16 protein-coding genes are annotated in these 20,072 nt (G+C 60.9%); 1 reads left to right on the forward strand and 15 read right to left on the reverse strand.

Annotated elements, in window-relative coordinates:
- Positions 1–32: 32 nt before the first annotated feature.
- The 7 genes from HF257_RS04590 to HF257_RS04620 all read right to left on the reverse strand — a co-directional run bounded on the left by HF257_RS04590 (position 33) and on the right by HF257_RS04620 (position 7,414).
- Positions 33–794 (reverse strand): glycosyltransferase family 2 protein, encoded by a 762-nt coding sequence (locus tag HF257_RS04590; RefSeq protein ID WP_185705018.1) that lies wholly within the window; start codon positions 792–794, stop codon positions 33–35.
- A gap of 48 nt (positions 795–842) precedes the next feature.
- A complete protein-coding gene (locus HF257_RS04595; protein ID WP_185705016.1) occupies positions 843–1,799 on the reverse strand; it encodes a glycosyltransferase family protein in 957 nt (318 codons plus the stop codon).
- 17 nt (positions 1,800–1,816) lie between these two features.
- Positions 1,817–3,190 (reverse strand): PIG-L deacetylase family protein, encoded by a 1,374-nt coding sequence (locus HF257_RS04600; protein ID WP_185705014.1) that lies wholly within the window; start codon positions 3,188–3,190, stop codon positions 1,817–1,819.
- Positions 3,187–4,083 carry a GNAT family N-acetyltransferase gene (locus tag HF257_RS04605; RefSeq protein ID WP_185705012.1) on the reverse strand — a complete coding sequence of 299 codons (897 nt, stop codon included), beginning with the start codon at positions 4,081–4,083 and terminating at the stop codon, positions 3,187–3,189. The genes HF257_RS04600 and HF257_RS04605 overlap by 4 nt, the downstream gene beginning before the upstream one ends.
- Entirely contained in the window at positions 4,083–5,213 is a 1,131-nt protein-coding gene (locus tag HF257_RS04610; RefSeq protein WP_185705010.1) for a glycosyltransferase, read from the reverse strand. Before HF257_RS04610 ends, HF257_RS04605 begins: the two co-directional genes overlap by 1 nt.
- Positions 5,197–6,954, reverse strand: a complete 1,758-nt coding sequence (locus HF257_RS04615; protein WP_185705008.1) for a carbamoyltransferase family protein — start codon at positions 6,952–6,954, stop codon at positions 5,197–5,199. The genes HF257_RS04610 and HF257_RS04615 overlap by 17 nt, the downstream gene beginning before the upstream one ends.
- Before the next feature lie 142 nt (positions 6,955–7,096).
- Positions 7,097–7,414 carry a YceK/YidQ family lipoprotein gene (locus tag HF257_RS04620; RefSeq protein WP_185705379.1) on the reverse strand — a complete coding sequence of 106 codons (318 nt, stop codon included), beginning with the start codon at positions 7,412–7,414 and terminating at the stop codon, positions 7,097–7,099.
- A 235-nt stretch (positions 7,415–7,649) separates the two neighbouring features.
- Here HF257_RS04620 and HF257_RS04625 point away from each other — a divergent pair, with 235 nt between their 5' ends.
- Positions 7,650–9,755, forward strand: coding sequence for a TonB-dependent receptor family protein (locus HF257_RS04625; RefSeq protein WP_185705006.1), 2,106 nt, complete (start codon positions 7,650–7,652; stop codon positions 9,753–9,755).
- Between the two features lie 80 nt (positions 9,756–9,835).
- Here HF257_RS04625 and HF257_RS04630 read toward each other — a convergent pair whose 3' ends face one another.
- From HF257_RS04630 to glnE, 8 genes are read right to left on the reverse strand one after another with little or no spacing between them, the layout of a single operon-like run.
- Positions 9,836–11,272, reverse strand: a complete 1,437-nt coding sequence (locus HF257_RS04630) for a lipopolysaccharide kinase InaA family protein (protein WP_185705004.1) — start codon at positions 11,270–11,272, stop codon at positions 9,836–9,838.
- Positions 11,272–12,024, reverse strand: coding sequence for a lipopolysaccharide kinase InaA family protein (locus HF257_RS04635; protein WP_185705002.1), 753 nt, complete (start codon positions 12,022–12,024; stop codon positions 11,272–11,274). The genes HF257_RS04630 and HF257_RS04635 overlap by 1 nt, the downstream gene beginning before the upstream one ends.
- The gene (locus HF257_RS04640; protein WP_185705000.1) at positions 12,021–12,755 is read right to left on the reverse strand and encodes a lipopolysaccharide kinase InaA family protein; all 735 of its coding nucleotides are present in this window, start codon (positions 12,753–12,755) and stop codon (positions 12,021–12,023) included. The genes HF257_RS04635 and HF257_RS04640 overlap by 4 nt, the downstream gene beginning before the upstream one ends.
- Positions 12,755–13,561 carry a lipopolysaccharide core heptose(I) kinase RfaP gene (gene rfaP, locus HF257_RS04645; RefSeq protein ID WP_185704998.1) on the reverse strand — a complete coding sequence of 269 codons (807 nt, stop codon included), beginning with the start codon at positions 13,559–13,561 and terminating at the stop codon, positions 12,755–12,757. Before rfaP ends, HF257_RS04640 begins: the two co-directional genes overlap by 1 nt.
- A complete protein-coding gene (locus tag HF257_RS04650) occupies positions 13,558–14,682 on the reverse strand; it encodes a glycosyltransferase family 4 protein (protein ID WP_185704996.1) in 1,125 nt (374 codons plus the stop codon). The genes rfaP and HF257_RS04650 overlap by 4 nt, the downstream gene beginning before the upstream one ends.
- A complete protein-coding gene (gene waaC / locus HF257_RS04655) occupies positions 14,682–15,743 on the reverse strand; it encodes a lipopolysaccharide heptosyltransferase I (protein ID WP_185704993.1) in 1,062 nt (353 codons plus the stop codon). The genes HF257_RS04650 and waaC overlap by 1 nt, the downstream gene beginning before the upstream one ends.
- A 1-nt stretch (position 15,744) precedes the next feature.
- Positions 15,745–16,779 (reverse strand): lipopolysaccharide heptosyltransferase II, encoded by a 1,035-nt coding sequence (gene waaF / locus HF257_RS04660; RefSeq protein WP_185704991.1) that lies wholly within the window; start codon positions 16,777–16,779, stop codon positions 15,745–15,747.
- A 54-nt stretch (positions 16,780–16,833) separates the two neighbouring features.
- Complete coding sequence (glnE, locus tag HF257_RS04665; RefSeq protein ID WP_185704989.1) at positions 16,834–19,773, reverse strand: bifunctional [glutamate--ammonia ligase]-adenylyl-L-tyrosine phosphorylase/[glutamate--ammonia-ligase] adenylyltransferase; 2,940 nt, start codon at positions 19,771–19,773, stop codon at positions 16,834–16,836.
- Between the last annotated feature and the right edge of the window lie 299 nt (positions 19,774–20,072).

Genomic DNA, 20,072 nt, shown 5'->3' on the forward strand with positions numbered 1-20,072 from the left:
CTGCGACGTTCTAGAGGCGTGTTGTACGTAATTCAAGCGATCAACCAGCCGAGGCCGAGGCCCAGCAACAACATCAACACCAGTTTGACCCGCTCGCGCCGCTTGCGCCGTGCCTTGTTCAAGCGCTCGGCCGAGGTCGACACATGCAAGCCAAAACCGGTGTGCAGCACCGCATCCCCCTCAAGGCTCACAGCTGTCAGGTTCAACTCGGCATAACGCCGGGACAACCCCTTCTCACCCTCGAACCCCGCGTATGGCGCGCACAACGCGTACTCCCTGAGACGCCGCAAACCGGGGTTCAGGGAAAATGCCTGCCACTCCGGTTTATCGGAAATCAGCGGATAACACGGCACCGAGCCTATCAACTCACGCGGCCCCCGGCGGATATAGGGGCTGTGTACCTGCAAGTCATAGACAAAGTTGCGCAGCCACACCTGAAGAATATCCGGGCGCAACTCCAGGATTGTCTTGGAGTCTTCGACGAAACTTGGGCGATAGAACTCCCAGTCATCTTCGCAATGGAAAATGTAGGGTGTCTTTACCGACGTATAGGCCAGGTCGATGGATGCCAGTTGCCCCAACTTCGGGCGGTTGACAAAGAAAGTGCAATGTTCCTGCCAGTGAGCAGGAATCGCCTGGCGCACGGCTTCGTCACCGGAGTCTTCAGTAATGAAGACTTCACGAATCGCCGCCGTATTGAACAGGTCGAAGCTCTCGAGTGTGCGCTTCAACAAATCGAAGCGACCGCAACTGGTCACTACGAGTGTTATGTCGCTTTGATCGGAGAATTGCATTCCAGTCTCGATAATATCACATGGCCACCATTCGCGACCCGACCGATTTCAAACGCCCAGTTTCAGGCGCAACCTTTCCACAACACTCAACGGCGCGCGTGGCCGCAACGGCGGCTGGAGCGCTTCGACAATACGCTGGCCAATGCGCGCAAAACTGAACTGACTGACGGCCAACGCCTGCCCACGACGTGCAATATCTGCTGCCAACTCGGGGTTGGCTCTCAACACGACCAGTTTTTCCTGCAACTGGGGTATGTCCTTGTAGAACACCACATTGACCATGTCTTCAAAACCAAGGGCTGCATTTTCCGCAGCCCCCTGATCAAACGCCAACAATACACAGCCACAGGCCATGGCTTCGAAATTCTTGATCATGTATTCGCCCATGCCCACGTCGGCACTGACGAAAAAGCGTATGCGGTTGAGGGTCGCACAGTACTCCTCACCGGACTTGGTGCGCGTGACCACCAGCGGCTCAACCTGTGCCAGCTCATCGAGCAACGCCTTGCGCCCACTGTAGGCAACGCTGTTGGTACTGCCGACGAACGCCAGTTCGATATCACGCTCGCGCGCTTGCGGCTGCAACAGCGCCTGATCGTAGCCCTTGGGCACGAATACCGCATCAAAGCCTTCCGCACGCAGGCGCTCGGTGACCATATAACCCGAACTGATGACCCGTGCCCACGGCAAGCGGCGGTAATGCGCACTGAATTTCCCCGTGTACTTGCAGGGAATGTAGTTCTGGTACGCGTCGTGTTCGAGGATCACCAGGTTGGGGATCGTGCGGATAAAACCGACCTGGCGGATTTCCTGCTTGAAGCGCAGGAAGAACACGATACGGTCATAGCGGGTAACGTCGACCTCGCGCCGGAAATAACCACGCAGGTTGCGCTGCTCATCGCTGCTCAACCAACGGATATCGCACTCGCAATGTTCGGCCACACCGTCGTACAGCCGATCGAGGATGGCGCGCTGTTCTTTCTGCACCAGAAATAAAACTTTCATGCTCTTCCTTTCACAGGTCACAAACGCCAGAACAATTCGTGTCGCCGTACCGCCTTGCGGAAAAATTCGTTCTCCCCATAGGGCGAGCGCGTCCGGCCGGCCAATGCTCGCTGCAACCAGCGACGCACGCGCCGCTTGAAGGGCGGCGCCGGTTGCAGGTCATGCATCATGCCCAGCGCCATGGCCTTGTCGAGCTGTTGCGCCAATGTCAGCGGCAGGCTGCAGGGGTGCAGCTCCTGAGTCGCGTCGAACAACGGCGGCAAGGCGATACCGGTGCCAGCATCGCCCATTGGCCAGCGGTCATTGTCGTGCAAATGATTGGCGTAGCCGAGCACGGTGGCCGGCTGCCATTCCAGGCCTTGCAAGGCTTGCAAAACGGCTTGCTGCGCACACACGTGATCGGGGTGTGGGTCCAGGACCGGATGGGGCAGCACAATGACCTCGGGGCGCGCCATCAACAACACGTGGCGCAGGTCGGCCAACAGGTTGTTCCACGTCGGCTGGCCATCGGCATCCGACGGCAACGGGAATGGATTGAACTGACGGAACGGTCGAACATCCGTCAGCTCGGCTTCGCGGGAAGCAAAGGGCAAGTCCGGTGCAGCTTGCATCGCCTGCAATTGCAGGCAGAAGTAGCCCAGTTGCACGCAGTGCGCTTGCGGCACACCGGCCCAAAGCGGCACGGCAATGCTGTCCCAGGCGCGCAGGCGGCCTTTGATACGTGCGGCTTCCACCTCGCTCAGGCCCATCTGCTGGTAATGCTCGGCTTCAATTTCGCCAGCGGTGAGGGTCACGATCCACGGTTTTTCCGCCTGGCTGTAAAGGCCGAAAGCTGCCAACTCTGCATCGTCGGCATGGGGCGCGATGACCATCACCCGCTGCTCGCGATAGTCCGGCTGGGTCCAGGCCCAGAGGCGAGGCGTTCCGAGCAGGCGGCAATGGCGACCCCGCAACTGCAGCCCACTCAGTTCCAAACCGCTGAGGTTCAGGTAACGCAGCCCGTTGACGCCACGCTCAAAGGTTTGGCGGTCGCCCCCAAACGCCACGCTCGGGTCGAGAAAACGCCCCAGCCAGTTGCTCTTGAGCTTGATCGCCAGCACCAGCGTTGCGTCCGGCGCCGGCAACGGGTCAAGCAGCAAACGCCCGCCTTCAAAGCGCACGCCGGTAAGCTCGGCATCCGCCGAGAAACGGTATTGATAATCTTCGTTGGGCGCATAAAACAGGTGGTCGGCAAACCAGGCCTCATGGGCAACCCAGGCCAGCACCGCGAACACCAGCGGCAACCACCAGGCCACCAGGATGCCAACCAGCACCAGCAACAACACACCAATCATCAGCGCCGCGCGCTTGTTACGCCGATGGCGCTTGAGCAATTGCTGCTTGCGGGTCATACGCACAATACCTGCACGGGGTTGCACCAACGGTCCTTGTATTCGCGATCGGCGCGGCCAAAGGAAAAACGTAGCGGCTTGCCAACTTCGCGTGCCTGCTCCCAAGCGCTTTGCGTATTGAGAAAACTCAGCACGCTGCCAGGGCTGAACGCACGGGTTTCAGGATCAACTCCGCCGTTGACGTACTCCACGCTGATCCATTCTGGCGACTCGACGCGGTACACCAACTGAATCGCGATCGGCGCATCGTTAAGGAAAATCACCGAGCCGATCAGCCACTCGCGCAGCAGTTCGATCACCTCGGCCAGACGCTCGGCCCCTGTGGCCACAAAGCCCCAACGGCGCAAAAACAAATCGCAGTAGATACGCGCCAGTTCAGCGCTGGAAAACTCGCTGACCGGCCGCACCACGCCGCCCGCCTCTTCCAGCAAGCGCAGCTCGCGGCGTTGGTTGTAGCGGAATTTCTTCGACAGTTCTTCCGGCGTGCGCGCCATGGCCAATTGCTCGGCCTGAGGCTTGAGACCGCTGAAACGGCCTTCGTTGAGTACCGACAAGTAACGCGCACGCTGGCGCAGGGGGGCTTGTGCATCGGCGGCGGCAGGCAGGATCACCTCGGCATTGCCCAGGTCGAACAGGCCTTTCTTGCCGCTGCGCTTGAGCACGTCCTTGGACAGGGCCAGGTCGCGCCCCCAAGTGGCGATGCATGCCTTGAGTTCACCGGCCTGCTCCCAGGCCAGGTAACGCACCGGGATCTGCGCCAGCCCAGCCAGGCGCTCAATCACTTGCGGATGCGTTGCGACGCTGCCGCCAAAACGCTGCCAGGCCTCACTGTAGGCGGGCGCATCGACGACGGACCAGCCACGCTCGCGCCAGCCTTGGAATCGATTGAGCATCAAGCCCTCGCGGTCAGTTCAATAACGTGTGGCAATTGCCAGAAAGTATCGCGTACCGCCTGATCCGAGAAACGCGCGTGCAAACGCTCCAGCATCAGCTCGGCGCACTGGCGCTGCTGGTGTTGATCCATCGCGGCCAGGTGCCCCAAGCCTTGGGCCAGGTGCTCGGCATCGCCGAAGGGGAACAGGATGCCCACGCCTTCGACCACTTCCCGTGCGCCGCCACAAGCGGTAGCCAGCAACGGTACGCCAGCGGCCATGGCTTCCAGCAGCACCATGCCGAAAGGTTCGTGGTCGGAGCTCAGCGCAAACACGTCAAAGGCACGGAAGTAGCGGCGTGCATCCGGGACTTGGCCGAGGAACAGCACCTTGTCGGCAACCCCTAGCTCGCGGGCCAGTTCCTTGAGGTCCTGCTCCAGACGCCCGGTACCGAGGATGACCAGGCGGCTGTCGGCGGGCAACTGCGGCAAGGCCAGGGCAAAACCCTTGAGCAGCGTGGCCTGGTCCTTGTCCGGGTGCAGGCGACCGACATTGCCGACCACCCATTCGTCCGGCGAAAGCCCCAGGGCATCGCGCGCGTCGTCCTTCGACACTTGCAGGGCCTGCATGGCCTCGACATCGATGCGGTTGTACAAGGTCTGGATAGGCGCCGCCGGCCAGTTTGGCAGGCAACGACGAATGTCATCGCGCACGGCGTCGGAAACGCCCAAAAGGCTCAGGCGCTTGCGAAAAATCGAGGCAAACAGGCGGCGGCCTCGACGCTGGTAATCACCAAAGGCATGGTGCACGCCGATCACCTGCAAGCGCGTGGCGAGCAAAGCCACGTAGATCGGCTTGGCGCGGTGCGCAATGCAAAAGCTGAAGTTGCGCGATGCGGCAATCTTGCGCATCTCGGCGATGGCACCCAGCTTCAGGCCACGAATGGCCTTGGAACTGAATTCCATGAACAACACTTCATCGCTGGCACAGCCGGCGGCCACCTCGGGGTCGGCGACCCCGGTGAGGAACACCGTGGTCACCTTGTAGCCAGAACCGGCAAACAGGCTGGCGTACTGCCGCGCGCAGTCAAGGAACGGCCCGTCATAGCCGTGGCAGAACTGCAGGACGTGGCGTTCAGCCGATCGCGTCATAAGGGTCCACGCCGTCTTTGACGACCAGGATGTCTTCCATGATCAGGTACTGCAGGTCGGAGCCGAAGAACATGTTCAACGCGTCGGTCGGCGAGCAGATCATCGCTTCGCCACGACGGTTGAGCGAGGTGTTCAGCGACACGCCGTTGCCGGTCAACACTTCCAGCTCTTTCATCATGTCGTAGTAGCGCGGGTTGTACTCGCGCTTGAGTACCTGGGCGCGGGAGGTGCCATCTTCATGGACCACTTCCGGCACACGGGTCTTCCACTCTTCCGACACTTCGAAGGTGAAGGTCATGAACGGCGCCGGGTGATCGACCTTGATCATCTGCGGGGCCACGGTGTCGAGCATCGATGGGCAGAAAGGCCTCCAGCGCTCGCGGAACTTGATCTGGTGGTTGATGCGGTCAGCCACGCCGGTGGCACTTGGGCAACCGATGATCGAACGACCGCCCAACGCACGCGGGCCAAACTCCATGCGGCCCTGGAACCAGGCCACCGGGTTGCCGTCGACCATGATCTTGGCGATGCGCTTGGGCATGTTCTCGATCTTGCGCCAGTTCGGCTTGCTCTCGTGCTTGGCGCACGCAGCGATCACGTCTTCGTTGCTGTAGGACGGGCCGAGGTAGACGTGTTCCATTTTCTCGACCGGTACGCCACGGGCGTGGGACACGTAGGCTGCAGCGCCCACTGCGGTGCCGGCATCGCCGGAAGCCGGCTGCACGAACAGCTCTTTGACGTCATCGCGGGCAATGATCTTCTGGTTCAGCTTCACGTTCAACGCGCAGCCACCGGCGAAGGCCAGCTTGCCGGTGTCCTTGAGGATGTCGCCCAGGTAGTGGTCGATCATCTGCAAGGCCAGTTTCTCGAACAGCGCTTGCATGCTGGCGGCGTAGTGGATGTACGGCTCGTCGGCGATGTCGCCTTCGCGTTTCGGGCCCAGCCACTCGATCAGTTTTGGCGAGAAGTAGAACCCTTTGCCCTTCTCTTTATAACGACGCAGGCCGATAACGTTGGCGTAGTCGGTGTTGATCACCAACTCGCCGTTTTCAAAGGAGGCCAGGCGCGAGAAATCGTATTTGCTGGCGTCGCCGTAAGGCGCCATGCCCATGACCTTGAACTCGCCGTCGAGCATCTCGAAACCGAGGAACTCGGTGATGGCACCGTACAGGCCACCCAGGGAGTCTGGATCGTAGAATTCCTTGATCTTGTGGATCTTGCCGTTCTCGCCGTAGCCGAAGAACGTAGTGGCATACTCACCTTTACCGTCGATGCCGAGGATCGCGGTTTTCTCCTGGAAGCCGGAGCAGTGGTAGGCGCTGGAAGCGTGGGCCAAGTGGTGTTCAACCGGTTCGATCTTGATTTTCTTCGGATCGAAGCCCAGTTGCTCCAGGCACCAGACGATCTTGTTGCGATAGCGTTTGTAACGACGGTTGCCCATCAGGATCGCGTCGAGGGCGCGGTCCGGGGCATACCAGTAACGCTTGGCGTAGTGCCAGCGCGCCTCGCCGAACAGGCTGATCGGGGCGAACGGGATCGCCACAACGTCAACGTCGGAAGGCTTGATACCGGCCTGTTCCAGGCAGAACTTCGCCGATTCGTAGGGCATGCGGTTCTTTGCATGTTTGTCGCGTACGAAGCGCTCTTCTTCGGCGGCCGCGATCAGCTTGCCGTCGATATACAAGGCTGCGGAAGGATCATGGCTAAGGGCGCCGGACAGGCCAAGAATCGTCAATGCCACAGGGGTCTAGCCTCTTTTAGTCTGCATGCAGGCGGGTCGCGCCTGAAAAAAGTGTGCTTCCTGCCTGGGCAGGAAACAGCTAAAGGGCGGGATTATAGCGTAAAAGCGGTGGGAAGCTGTTAGCGGCAAGCGCCAAGAGCGGTCAGCGGTAGATCTCGATACTGCCGTCCCTGCTCTGGCGATAGATCGTATAGGGCAGGACCAGCGTGTCCAACACGCCAGAGGCGACGAACTCGATGGCGACCACCGGCAGGAGGCTACCCGCATGGTCCGATAGGCTGATGTTGCTCAGGCTTTTTTCAGGTTGGGGTTCGCCATTGAGGGTACAAAAACCGTAAACCACCCCGCTATAGATACGTGGCACGTTTTCGCAGTGACTGCGTGAGTCCTTGAGGTTCTGGCTGGTCACGGCGTCAGGGCGAAATACCGTATTGACCGTGCCGCAACCGGCGAGTGACATAAACGCTACGACCCATAGGACTTTCGAGGTAACCCTCACGAACCACTCCTTTTGACACTTTGGCCATTGTCGTCGACAGGGCTTGCCACGCTACCATCGACGACCAAGACAACCCAGGGTACGTAAGCCGATTTGCAGCGTAGGGCGATTCTCAAATGATTAAAATCACCCAAATCATTAAACTCGCGCCTTTTTTGCGCGTTTAACTCCAAACGCCACGGATTCTGGCTGACTCATGAAAACCCTCGCTCACTTCACACTGTTGCTGCCCGGCTTGCTCGCCCTGAGCAATACCGCGCGGGCTGACGACACCGCCTTGATCCTGGACCCCAGCGTGGTCACCGGCTCACGCAGCGCCAGCCCGACCTTCGACCTGCCCTACTCGGTCGACAGCATCAGCCGCGAACAGATCAGCGATGGTCAACTCGGCATCAACGCCTCCGAAGCGCTGTCCCGCGTGCCAGGCCTGGTGGTGCAGAACCGCCAGAACTATGCCCAGGACTTGCAGATTTCCTCCCGTGGCTTCGGCGCCCGTTCGGCCTTTGGCGTACGCGGTATCAAGCTGATTGCCGACGGCATCCCCGCCAGCACCCCGGACGGCCAAGGCCAGGCGGCCACGTTCAACCTCGACACCGCCGAGCGCATCGAAGTACTGCGCGGCCCGGCCGCCACCTTGTATGGCAGCAACGCGGGCGGCGTAATCCAGATGTTCTCCCGCGACGGCGAAGGCCCGCCGCGTATCGGCGCCGAAACGCTGGTGGGCAGCGATGGCATGAGCAAGAACCACCTGACCGCCGAAGGTGCCGCCAATGGCACGGGCTTCGTGCTCGATGCCTCGCGCATGGACACCGACGGCTATCGCGACCACAGCAGTGCACGTCGCGACCAGACCTTCGCCAAGCTCAACTTCCAACCGGATGAAGACAGCAAGCTGGCGCTGATCTACAGCAGCCTGGAGCAGAACGGCACGCAGGATCCGCTGGGGCAGACGTGGAGTGCGTACAAGGCTGACCCGCGCTCGGTGAGCAGTAGCGCCCTGACGTACAACACGCGCAAAAGCATCGATCACCAACAACTGGGGACGAATTACGAGCGGTACTTCGGCGATGCAACGTTGCAAGTGAATGCGTATACGGGGCGGCGGAGCGTGATTCAGTACTTGTCGATTCCCGACAAGTTCCCCAGTGGTGTCACCAACCCGGCCAACGCGCGCGGTGGCGTGGTGGCCTTCGACCGCAAGTTCTACGGCGGCTCCGTGCATTGGCTGCAGCCCATCAGCAGCGCTCCGGGCGACCTGACCCTGATCGCCGGCCTCGACTACGACCGCAGCGAGGATGATCGCCAAGGCTACTCCAACACCGTCAACGGTGTGCACGGCGTCAAAGGCGCGTTGGGACGCGATGAAATCGATACTGCCACCAGCCTCGACCCGTTCCTACAAGCCAACTGGCTGTTGGGCGACTGGACCCTGCAAGCTGGCCTGCGCCACAGCACCATGAAGATGGACGTGGACGACCACTTCATCACCAACGTCGACGGCGACGACAGCGGCAGCAAGACCTACCAGAAGAACACCCCGTCTGTCAGCGTGATGTACGCGTTCACGCCCGACTTGCATGGCTATGTGAGCGCGGGTAAAGGCTTCGAGACCCCGACGCAAGCAGAATCGGCGTACTCCAGCACAAGCAATGGTTTCAACTTCGCGCTCAAACCATCGGTCAGCACACAATATGAAGTGGGCTTGAAAGCCCGTGTCGGCCAGGACACTCGCATCAATGCAGCAGTATTCCAGATCACCACCGAAGACGAATTAGTGGTCAGCCAATCCAACGGTGGTCGCACCACCTACCAAAACGCCGGCCGCACGCTGCGTCGCGGCTTCGAACTGGGCATCGAAAGCCAACTCAGCGAACAGTGGAGCACGAACCTCGCTTACACCCGCCTGCAAGCCACCTACGATAGCGACTTCACCAACAGTGGAAAGGCTATCGAGAAGGGCAACTACCTCCCCGGCGTACCGCAAACCACCCTGTTCGCCGAACTCAACTGGAAACCCCGCGACTGGGTCAGCACCGCCATCGAGGGCATGTACCGCAGCAAGGTTTATGTCGAAGACACCAACAGCGAACGTGCCGCACCGGCCTACAGCGTGTTCAATTGGCGCGCGCGCTTCGAACAGAAAGTCGAGCACTGGACCTTCCACCAGACCCTGCGCCTGGATAACCTGCTGGACCGCCAGTACGTCGGCTCGGTAATCGTCGGCGACAGCAACTTCCGCTACTACGAAGCCGCCCCCGGCCGCTCGTGGTATGCCGGCGCCGGTGCCGAGTACCAGTTCTAACCCCCTACGGTGGGGCCATGTAGCGAGCGGGCTTGTCCCGCGCTGGGTGACGATTCGACAAGCCCGCTCACTACAAAAGTCTATGCGGCTGGCAAGCGCTGATCGATGAGTTTGTACAACGCACTCTCCGGCGACCAATTACGCATGAACCGCGCCCGGTCCTTGGCATACGCCAAGGCGAAACTGGCGTCGGAACTGTGTTGGCACATGGCATCAAGGTCGATCATCGACCAGCGATCCTTGTCCCAGAACAGGTTGTGCCCCTTGAAGTCGCCATGGCTGATACGTTCACGGATCAGTTCGGCGAACAAGTGGTCAAGCGCCAGCAACTCTGCTTCCGGCGCATCGCCGTTTTCGACGTAGGGCGCAAAACGCTCGATGATGTCCGGGCCCGGCAGGCACTCAGTGATCAGGTACGCACGGCTGCGCAGCCAAAAGAAGCGCTTTTCCAGCACGGCCAGCGGCTTGGGCGTGGCAATGCCGAGGAACGCCAGGCGGTTGCCTTCGCGCCAGGAGTGCCAGGCGCGGCTCGGACGCCAGAAGCGTTTGAGCCAATGGGCGAAACCCTTGATGTTGTAGCGCTTGATCACCAAAGGGCGGCCTGCCACCTCGGTACGGGCTACCGTCGCCGCACCGCCAGTCTTGTAAAGGTGGCCTTGGCCCAGCAAGGTGTCGGCCTGCGCCAGTACCGGCAGCATCTCGGCTTCTTCTTCACGCCGGATCGCACGCAGGGCGAACGGCCCTCGCAACACGCTGAACAAAGTGCACTCGCGGCCAACTTTGTTAAGAAAGTCCTTCAACCGCCAGGCGCTGACTTTACGTACCTGCTTTTCCAGGGCCTCCAGAGGCAAGGCGTGCTCGCCATTGCCCAGCAGGTAATACACCAGCAATTCTTCGGTGAAAGGCTCGAGGTTTTTAGGCAACTGGGCGAAGAACACGCCGAGGTTTTCCAGCACGCGATTACGCGACAGCGGCTTACCGGCCTCTTCGACGCGAATCCCGGCGCCGTCAATCAAATACAGTTTGCCGTCCTGGCGCAGCAGGTTGTCCAAGTGCAGATCTTCCTGCCACAGGCCTTTGGTGTGCATTTGAGCGATCGCACCCAACGCTTCGGCCAGTACGGCGGTTTGCTCGTCCGCCAACGGCGGCAATGCTTCGACGGCGTGCCAGGCATCGCCCAGGCTTTCGGCGCCTTCGATAAATTCGAAAAGCAACCAACCACCCTCGCCTTCCCGCAGGCCGTCTGCCAGCAACAGTGGCGTGGTCAGGCCTTGCTCGGCCAGCAGGCGTACGCCCGCCAGTTCACGCTGAAAATGCCGCGCTGCCTTGTTGCCGACCAACAATTTGGCCAACACCGGTCGACCGCGCCATACCGCTGCACCAACGTAGCGTTCGCCCGGCAGTACCCGCAGCAGGCTCAGCAGTTGCAACTGGCCTGGGCCCGCCGCATCGGCAAGCTCAACGGTCAAGGGCAAGTCGGGTGTACGACCGGCAGTTTTCAGCTCGGACAAACGCATCAGCGGTTTTCCTTGTGGCTACGACGGGCGCTCAGGCGCTGATACCAAGTGTCGACCAACGCACTGCCTTCAGGCTGATCCAGATACGCCGCCAACAGTTGGCGCACCTGAGCATCTGACCATTGCGGCGCGCGGCGCAGCAGCGGCTCCAGATCCTTCACCCGATCACGCCAGCCGAACAACAGTGGGCGGGTTTTCTCCAGGTCGATCAACTGCGCGGCGTAGCCGTCGCCGGCGGCCTGCAAGAAAATATGTTTGGGATAAAAACAGCCGTGCACCTGCCCAACGCTGTGCAATTGACGAGCAAGCTGCCCACACGCCAACAGGATCGCGCGGTGCTGGGCATCACTCAGTTGTGGCCATTCTTCGAGCAGTGAGTCCAGGTCATTCCAACCGTCCAGGGCGCGCGTCAGCAGCATGGCTCGGTGCTCGCCATCCACTTTGCGCTCACCGTAGAACGCGGCCTGCAACGCGGGAATGCCGAGATTGCGGTAACGGCTGATATTGCGAAACTCGCGGGAAAAACTCGGCTCGCCAAACGGCCGATGCAGGCTGCGCGTCAAGTAGTTGCTCTGGCGCTTGAGGTAGTAACCCTGGCCGTCGAGCTCCAGGCGAAACACGCTGCTCCAGCCGCCCCGACTGGTATTGGGTTCGTCCACCGCGTCCAATTGCTTGGCCCACAGCGAGTCGAATGTGGCGAGGCCATGGCGCTCTAACAGCGCACGGTCCTCAGCCGCCAGAAAATCACTCATTCGCGCCCCTCAAAAAACTTCACGACATGACGAATACGCTGCTTGTCCGACGCAGTCAGGTGCCGGCGCTGGCGATACTGCATGTAAAAGCGCAGGCGCTGGGTGGCCGACAAATGATACTTGGCCACCTTGTCCAGGCAGGCCAGGTCTTTGGTGATGCGATATTTAAGCCAGAAGCCGCGCCAGAAATCACCGTTCGGGCAGTCGATCAGGTACAGGGTCGACTGGTCATCCACCAGCAGGTTGCGCCACTTCAAGTCGTTGTGGGTGAAACGGTGATCGTGCATGGTGCGCGTGTATTCGGCGAGCTGACGGCTTACCGCGTCGACCCACTTGGGGTTGCGCAGGCGCGCATCGTTACGCTCGGCCAACACCGACAGGTCTTCGGTCCTGGGCAACTCGCGTGTGATCATCGCGCCACGGTCATAGGCCAAGCCATTGCGCTCCAGCCCCCAGGCAACTACGTCAGCGGTAGGAATGCCCCACTTGGCGAAGCGCTTGAGGTTCTGCCATTCGGACTTCACTCGCGGCTTGCCCAAATAGCGTCGCAACCCTTTGCCGGCGCCGGTGTAGCGCTTGACGTAATAATTGATACCGCCACGCTCCACACGGATCACTTCGGACAACGGATCATGGGTCAGCTGTACACCTTGTAGGGCAAACACAGCTTCAAGGCTGCCAAAGTCATCTGCCAGGTTGGCGTAGGCAGGTTCCAGGTTCCAACCCGCCATCAGATCGCATCCCCCAAGCGCTGCTTGCGCGCGTAAAGCTTGTCGGCCTTGCGCTGCAACAGGCTCAACGACGCCGATTGCTCCGCCAGGATCTGGCGCAACGGCTGACGGAAGTAACCCTTGAGGAAGCGCAGCTTGTCACGACGAGTGAGGCCAATGTCCAGGGCCGAGTAGTACAGCGCGGAGAGGTCCTTGTCGCGCCAGCGCAGCGGCAAATGGGCACGCAGTTGGGCGCGATGCAGGTCGATCACCGACAGCTTTATGTTCTTCGCGTCGATGGGCTGCGCGGTGTCCAGCAGGAAGTGGCACAGGTAGCAGTCGCGATGATTTACGCCGCCACGGTGCATGTCGCCGACCATGCGCGCCAACTCGGCAGTCAGGGCATGACGCAACGCAGGGGTTGGCGGTTCGGCCACCCAGTTGATTGTCAGGTCTTCAAGGCTGACGGTCGGCGCCAGCTCTTCGGTGATGATGAACGAATGCTGGTCTGCCGGGTTGCTGCCCTTTTCGCCGAAGGCTACGCCAGTCATGGTCGGCACGCCGAGATCCTGCAGGCGATGGATCGCCGCCCACTCAAGGCCTGCGCCCAGTACCGGCAGCTTGGCGGTGATCAGGTTCTTGAAGATCTCTCCCCAGCCAATGCCACGGTGGATCTTCACGAAATACGGACGCCCAGCCACCACGGTACGCAAGGTGCGACGCGCCGCCAGCTCACGGAATACTTCGCCTTGCAGTTTCTCGACTTCGGCAAAGGCATCAAGCCCGGCCCATAACGTCTTGAACGGTTCGGCAAGAATCAACTTCATCGTTTTGGCTCCGCCAGAATCACATCCGCAGCGTGCTGCGGCATGCTGTAGAGGTCGGCCGTCTCGGCGAAGGCCAACCCATTGCGGCCCCAGGCCGCGCGCTGTGCAGTGTCGGTGAGCATCTGTGTCAGGTACTGGTTGAGCTGGTTCTGCTCGAACGGCTCGTCCAGCACCAGGCCGCAATCGGCTTCGGCGATGTAGTGGGCATAACCACACACGGCCGAGACCAGCACCGGCAACCCGGCCACCAGGGCTTCAAGCAGCACAGTGCCGGTGTTTTCGTTGTACGCCGGGTGGATCAACAGGTCGGCGCCCAACAGGAAACGCGGGATATCGCTACGCCCCTTGAGGAACTGCACGTTATCCCCCAGGCCCAGCGTGGCGCTTTGCAGTTGGAATACTTTGGGGTCGTCCTGGCCGATTACAAACAGGCGCGTGCGCTTTTTCAGCTCCGCCGGCAACGCGGCCACGGCCTTGAGGCTGCGGTCGACGCCCTTGGTCTTGAAGCCCGAGCCGATTTGCACCAGCAACAAGTCGTCGTCGCCCAAGTTGAATTCCTTGCGGAACCCTTCGCGGATTTCAGCCGCATTCGGCGGCGCGCGGCGGTCCTGAGCAATGCCCGGCGGCAGCAGGTGGAAACGCTCGAGCGGCGTGTCGTAATGCTTGATGAACAGCGGCTGCTGCACTTCAGAGATCATCAAGACTTCGGTCTTGGCGTCCTTGGCGAACACCGCGCGCTCATAGTCGGCAAAGTGTTTGTAGCGACCAAAATAACGGTACAGACCGTGGCGCAGGTTTTGCGCCTTGTCTTCAAAGCAGCCATCGGCGGCGTAATACACGTCCAGGCCGGGCATTTTGTTGAAGCCGATCAAGCGGTCCACCGGGCGTTTGGCCAGGTCGGCCTCCATCCAAGCGCTGAGTTTTTCATTGCGCCGATGATTGAAGAACGCCTTGACCGGCGCCACCAACACCTCAAAACCGGGCGGAATGTCACCTTCCCAGATCAGCGTGTAGACACGAATTTGATGGCCGCGCTGCTGGCACTCCAGGGCGATGCGCATGAAGTCGCGCTGCAAGCCACCGAAGGGGAAGTATTTGTACAGAACAAAAGCCAGTTGCATCAGTGCAGCTCCTCAGCCAGTAACAACGTGCTCAGTCGGCTTGCCACACGCTCAGGGTTCAAGCGCGTGAAGCACAGGGGCGACTCGCGCTTGATGTCGAACCGACGCAGGTCGTCGGCCGTCGGTTGATAGGTACATTGCTTTTGCAGGCACGGTGCGCAGGCGAAGTCGCTGGCCAAGTGAATCTGGCCCTTGCCATAGGCACCCGTGAGACCAGGGTTGGTTGGGCCAAACAGCGAGATAGTCGGCACATCCAGCGCGGCGGCGAGGTGACCAAGACCGGTGTCCACCGCCACGCAGGCACGCGCACCGGCCAATACGCGAGCCACACCGGCCAGGTTCAACTTGGGCAGCACTTCGGCGTTTTTCAGGCCTTGGGCCAGGCGCTCGGCACGGGCTTTTTCGACGGCATTGCCCCAGGGCAGTTTCACGTCCACGCCCAGGCGACCCATGCGCTCGGCCAGCTCGCGCCAGTAGGCTTCGGGCCAGTGCTTGGTGTCCCAGGTGGTGCCGTGCAATAGCAAAACGAAAGGCTTTTTCGGCGGTAGACCGATCAGTTTGTCGACACTCAGACCGTAATCGCCCAAGGCCTTGGGCAGGTCATAGCCAAGAGCCACCGCGAACAATTGGCGCAGACGCTCCACCGCGTGCTGCCCACGGGCCACGGCCAAGCGGCGCGAGTAGAAACGCGCGGCGATGGGTTCACGGGCGGAGTTTTTGTCAAAGCCGGCCACCGGAGCACGCACGTAGCGGGTCAGCCAGGCGCTCTTGAACAGGCCCTGGGCATCGATCACCAGATCATATTTGGTCGATTGGACTTGCTGCTTGAAGCGCCGCCATTCGCCGCTCTTGATGGTCTGCCAGATATTTTTGCGCCAGCGACGAATCGCTACCGGGATCACCTTATCGACCGCCGGGTGCCAGGTCGGGATTTCGGCAAAGCCTTCTTCCACCACCCAGTCGAATCGAATGCCGGGGATCGCCCGCGCCGCGTCGGTCAATGCCGGCAAGGCGTGGATCACGTCGCCCAGGGATGAGGTCTTGATTACCAGAACGCGCAAACTATCGGACCTCGTCCGCAGGACCTTGCAGCCGCTGCAAGGCTTCGTTCACCGGCTGCGGCAGCAACTGGCGCATGCAGTTGTAGTGGCCGAAACGGCAGGTGCGCTCGAAACACGGGCTGCACTCCAGCCCCAGGCGCACCACTTCAACCTTGTCGGCCAGTGGCGGCGTGAAGCCTGGTGAAGTAGAGCCATACACGGCCACCAGCGGGCGGTTCAGCGCAGCGGCTACGTGCATCAGGCCGGAGTCGTTGGACACCACCGAATCGGCACAGGACAGCAGGTCGATCGCTTCGGCGAGGGATGTATCACCACTCAGGTTGACGGCTTCCTCGCGCAGGCCTGGTATCAGGCGCTGGCGAATATCTTCACCGACCGGGTGATCCTTTTTCGAACCGAACAGCCACACCTGCCAACCTTCGCGGATCTTGGCCTCGGCAACTTTTGCGTAATGCTCCGACGGCCAGCGCTTGGACTCGCCAAACTCGGCGCCTGGGCACAGCGCCAATACCGGACGATCCAGGGTCAGGCCGAACTTGGCCAACGCCGCGTCGCGGCTCACCGGGTCGATCTGCAAGCTCGGGCGCGGGTACGGCTGCGGCAACTCGGCGCCCGGCGCGTAGGCCAGAGCCATGAAGCGCTCGATCATCAGTGGGTAGCGGGCCTTGTCCAACGTGCGCACATCGTTAAGCAGCACATAGCGAAACTCGCCGCGCCAGCCGGTGCGCTTGGGGATGCCGGCAAAGTAAGGCACCAATGCGGACTTGAGCGAGTTGGGCAGCAGTATTGCTTGGTCGTACTGGCCGGCCAGGGATTTGCCGATGCGACGACGCGTAGCAAGCTCAAGGGCACCGTGGCCGAGCGGAAAGCTCAAGGCCGCGCGCACTTGCGGCATACGCTCAAGGATCGGGCGGCTCCACTCAGGGGCGAGCACGTCGATCTGGCAGTCGGGATGACGCTGTTTCAGGCACTGGAACAGTGTCTGCGCCATCACCATGTCACCGACCCAACTGGGCCCAACGATCAGAATATTCATGTAGTTTCCACAAACGATGCGGGGAGGCTTATGCCTCCCCGCCCTAATAGTGTTTCAGCTCAACCCCAGCTCCTGCCAGATTCGCATCACCTGGCGCCGTTCGTCGGCGAACTGATCCCCGGCCACCGTACCGGCCTCGTTTTGCAAGGCTTGGCGGTGCGCGGCGGAACGGTAGGCCTTATACACCTCGCGCAGCAGGTGGGCATCGGCGGCGGGCATCAAGCCCACCTGCTCCAGGCCTTCCAGAATGCGGATATTATCGGTGTAGCGCAGCAACGATGGATGTTGCGCAGACCACGCCAAAGCCGCGTATTGCACCATAAATTCAATATCGACGATACCTCCGGCGTCCTGCTTGAGGTCGAACGCCGCCGTGGCCTCGAAGGCATTGGCGCCGGTGCCGGCCGCCGTGGTCTTGGTGCCCAGGTTATCGCGCATCTTGGCGCGCATCTCGCTGACCTCTTGGCGCAGCTTGGCCAGGTCGCGCTCACGGCCTAACACGTTTGCCCGCACCTGCTCGAACGCATGGCCCACATCCTGGCTCCCCACCAGCACCCGCGCGCGGATCAGGGCCTGATGCTCCCAGGTCCAGGCTTCATTTTGTTGATAGCGATCAAACGCCCCCAGCGAACTGACCAAAAGCCCGGAAGCACCGGAAGGTCGCAAGCGCATGTCCACTTCATACAACTGGCCGGAGTTGGTCTGGGTGGTCAGCAAGTGAATGATCCGCTGGCCCAGGCGCGTGAAGAACTGCGCACCATCAATCGGCTTGGCGCCATCGGTTTCCGCCTGCGGGTCACCATCGTGGATAAACACCAGGTCCAGGTCCGAACCATGCCCCAATTCGATGCCGCCGACTTTCCCGTAACCGACAATGATGAACCCAGGGTCGCACAAGGTGCCGTCCAACCGCTGCGGCGAGCCATGGCGCGCCACGGTCTGGCGCCAGGCCAGGGCCAGCACTTGTTCGAGGATGGCTTCGGCGAGCCAGGTCAGGTAGTCGCTGACTTTCATCAGCGGCAGGCTGCCGGCGATTTCCGAAGCGGCCACGCGCAGGCGGTGGGCCAGCTTGAAGTGACGCAGGGCTTCCATTTGCTGCTCAAGGTCATCCTCAGGGATGCGCGTAAGGCGTTCGCGCAACTCGGCGGCCAACTCCGGCGCCAGTGGCGGCTTGAATAGGCGCCCCTCGTTGAGCAATTCGTCCAGCAGCAGCGGGAAGCGGGTGATCTGCTCGGCGATCCACGGGCTGGCAGCGCACAGGGTCAGCAGTCGGCGCAGGGCGTCGGGGTTTTCCGTGAGCAGGACGAGGTAGGCGGAACGTCGGGCCACGGCTTCCACCAGTGGCAATACGCGCTCCAACACCAGGTCCGGGTTGGCGTGTTCGACAGCCTGGGCCAGCAGGCGCGGTATGAACGCATCCAGGCGCTCACGTCCGAGGCGCTGCATGGCGCGCAATTGCGGGCTGTTGCGCAGACCGGCCAGGGCCTTGAGGGCCTTGGTGGCATCGGTAAAGCCGCCTTCGGCCAGTTGGCGGCAAGCGGCCTCTTCATCTTGAGATTCTTCCCACAACGGCAGCCACTCACCGCCTACCACCAGCTCGCTTTCCTCGCCTTCCTCTTCATCCGGGTCGGCGATGACTTGGCGGAAATGCCAGTCCACTCGGCCACGCCAGTACATCAATCGCTCGTGGAACGCAGCCCAATCGTCAAAGCCCAGCATAAAGGCAATGCGCGCCTGGTCTTCCGGACTGTCTGGGAGCATCTGGGTCTGGCGGTCGGCAATCGCCTGGATGGCGTGCTCGGTGTAACGCAGGAATTCATAGCCATCGCGCAGTTCAGCGATCACTGCCGGCGGCAGGTAACCCTGGCCTTCCAGGGTGCCGAGCACCTTGAGCAGTGGGCGTTGTTGCAGGCTGAGGTCGCGACCGCCGTGGATCAGTTGGAAGGCCTGGGCAATAAACTCGACTTCACGAATACCGCCCGAGCCCAGCTTGATGTTGCCGGCCATGCCTTTGCGCCGCACTTCCTGCTGGATCAGCTGCTTCATGGTGCGCAGCGCTTCGATAGCGGAAAAATCCAGGTAACGCCGGTAAACAAACGGTCGCAACATGTCGAGCAACTGCGCGCCGGCCACCTGATCACCCGCCACCACCCGCGCCTTGATCATGGCGTAGCGTTCCCAGTCGCGGCCCTGATCCTGGTAGTACTGCTCCAGCGCGTTGAAACTGAGCACCAGTGCACCGGCCGAACCGTAGGGACGCAGGCGCATATCGACACGAAACACGAAACCATCGACGGTCATCGGGTCGAGGGCCTTGATCAGTTTTTGACCAAGACGGATAAAAAACTCCTGGTTGTCCAGGGAGCGCTTCACGCCCACGGTTTCGCCGCCCTCGGGGTAGGCGAAGATCAGGTCGATATCAGATGACAGGTTCAACTCGACCGCGCCGAGCTTGCCCATACCCAGGATGACCATGTGCTGCGGCTCACCGCTACGCCGACCGGTAGGCGTGCCGAACTGCACGCAGTGGCGCTGGTACAACCATTGATAGGCCTGGTCGATGCTGGCGTCGGCCATATCGGAGAGATCGCGACAGGTTTGCACCAGATCTGCCTGGCGCGTCAGGTCGCGCCAGATGATGCGAACCTGTTGACGCGTGCGCTGGCGGCGCAGCACACGGCCCAACTCATCTTCTGTTTCGGCTTGTTGCACAGCGCCGGCAATTTGCCCGCACAGCTCGCCGGGGGCAAAACCTCGGTCCAGCTCGCCCCAGGCCACCAGCTCCAGCAACATCAAAGGGTCACGAACACTCTGTTCAATGACGAAATCACTGGCGGCGCACACGCGGGCGAAATCGGCCCAGCGTTGCGGCGTCCAGGTAGAAAGTCCATGATCGTCGTCCAGCGCGGCCACTGCGTCACGAAATGACTGCTCGGCCCGCTGGGCTTTTGGCAAGAGAATGGCCGGCAGTTCGGCCAGTGTTGGAAGGCTCATGGTCTATCCTTGATCGGCGTGTAATTGGCGACTTGTTGTGAACGCAAGAACCACGCTCGGTGAAGGACTGTCGAACAAAGGTTAGAAATAGCTGAAATTAATTTCATTTTGGCAGCCAACATCAAGCTTTCACCTTTTCTTGTTCGCAAAAGATCAACAATAACGATTATGCTCACCAGCCAGACCGAGCCATACGCTCGGTCTTGTGTAGTTTTACTACTCGTATATACATTCGAAAGGCTGAAATGGCCGACGATTTGTAGTAAAACTACAGGACGCCGAAGCAACCTTCGGCCATC

The sequence above is a fragment of the Pseudomonas cremoris genome, assembly GCF_014230465.1.

What these genes read in the sequence shown, in the direction of transcription:
- HF257_RS04590 (WP_185705018.1), bottom strand. Translation starts at nt 794, where the DNA reads ATGCAATTCTCCGATCAAAGCGACATAACACTCGTAGTGACCAGTTGC.
- HF257_RS04595 (WP_185705016.1), bottom strand. Translation starts at nt 1,799, where the DNA reads ATGAAAGTTTTATTTCTGGTGCAGAAAGAACAGCGCGCCATCCTCGAT.
- HF257_RS04600 (WP_185705014.1), bottom strand. Translation starts at nt 3,190, where the DNA reads ATGACCCGCAAGCAGCAATTGCTCAAGCGCCATCGGCGTAACAAGCGC.
- HF257_RS04605 (WP_185705012.1), bottom strand. Translation starts at nt 4,083, where the DNA reads ATGCTCAATCGATTCCAAGGCTGGCGCGAGCGTGGCTGGTCCGTCGTC.
- HF257_RS04610 (WP_185705010.1), bottom strand. Translation starts at nt 5,213, where the DNA reads ATGACGCGATCGGCTGAACGCCACGTCCTGCAGTTCTGCCACGGCTAT.
- HF257_RS04620 (WP_185705379.1), bottom strand. Translation starts at nt 7,414, where the DNA reads ATGTCACTCGCCGGTTGCGGCACGGTCAATACGGTATTTCGCCCTGAC.
- HF257_RS04625 (WP_185705006.1), top strand. Translation starts at nt 7,650, where the DNA reads ATGAAAACCCTCGCTCACTTCACACTGTTGCTGCCCGGCTTGCTCGCC.
- HF257_RS04630 (WP_185705004.1), bottom strand. Translation starts at nt 11,272, where the DNA reads ATGCGTTTGTCCGAGCTGAAAACTGCCGGTCGTACACCCGACTTGCCC.
- HF257_RS04635 (WP_185705002.1), bottom strand. Translation starts at nt 12,024, where the DNA reads ATGAGTGATTTTCTGGCGGCTGAGGACCGTGCGCTGTTAGAGCGCCAT.
- HF257_RS04640 (WP_185705000.1), bottom strand. Translation starts at nt 12,755, where the DNA reads ATGGCGGGTTGGAACCTGGAACCTGCCTACGCCAACCTGGCAGATGAC.
- rfaP (WP_185704998.1), bottom strand. Translation starts at nt 13,561, where the DNA reads ATGAAGTTGATTCTTGCCGAACCGTTCAAGACGTTATGGGCCGGGCTT.
- HF257_RS04650 (WP_185704996.1), bottom strand. Translation starts at nt 14,682, where the DNA reads ATGCAACTGGCTTTTGTTCTGTACAAATACTTCCCCTTCGGTGGCTTG.
- waaF (WP_185704991.1), bottom strand. Translation starts at nt 16,779, where the DNA reads ATGAATATTCTGATCGTTGGGCCCAGTTGGGTCGGTGACATGGTGATG.
- glnE (WP_185704989.1), bottom strand. Translation starts at nt 19,773, where the DNA reads ATGAGCCTTCCAACACTGGCCGAACTGCCGGCCATTCTCTTGCCAAAA.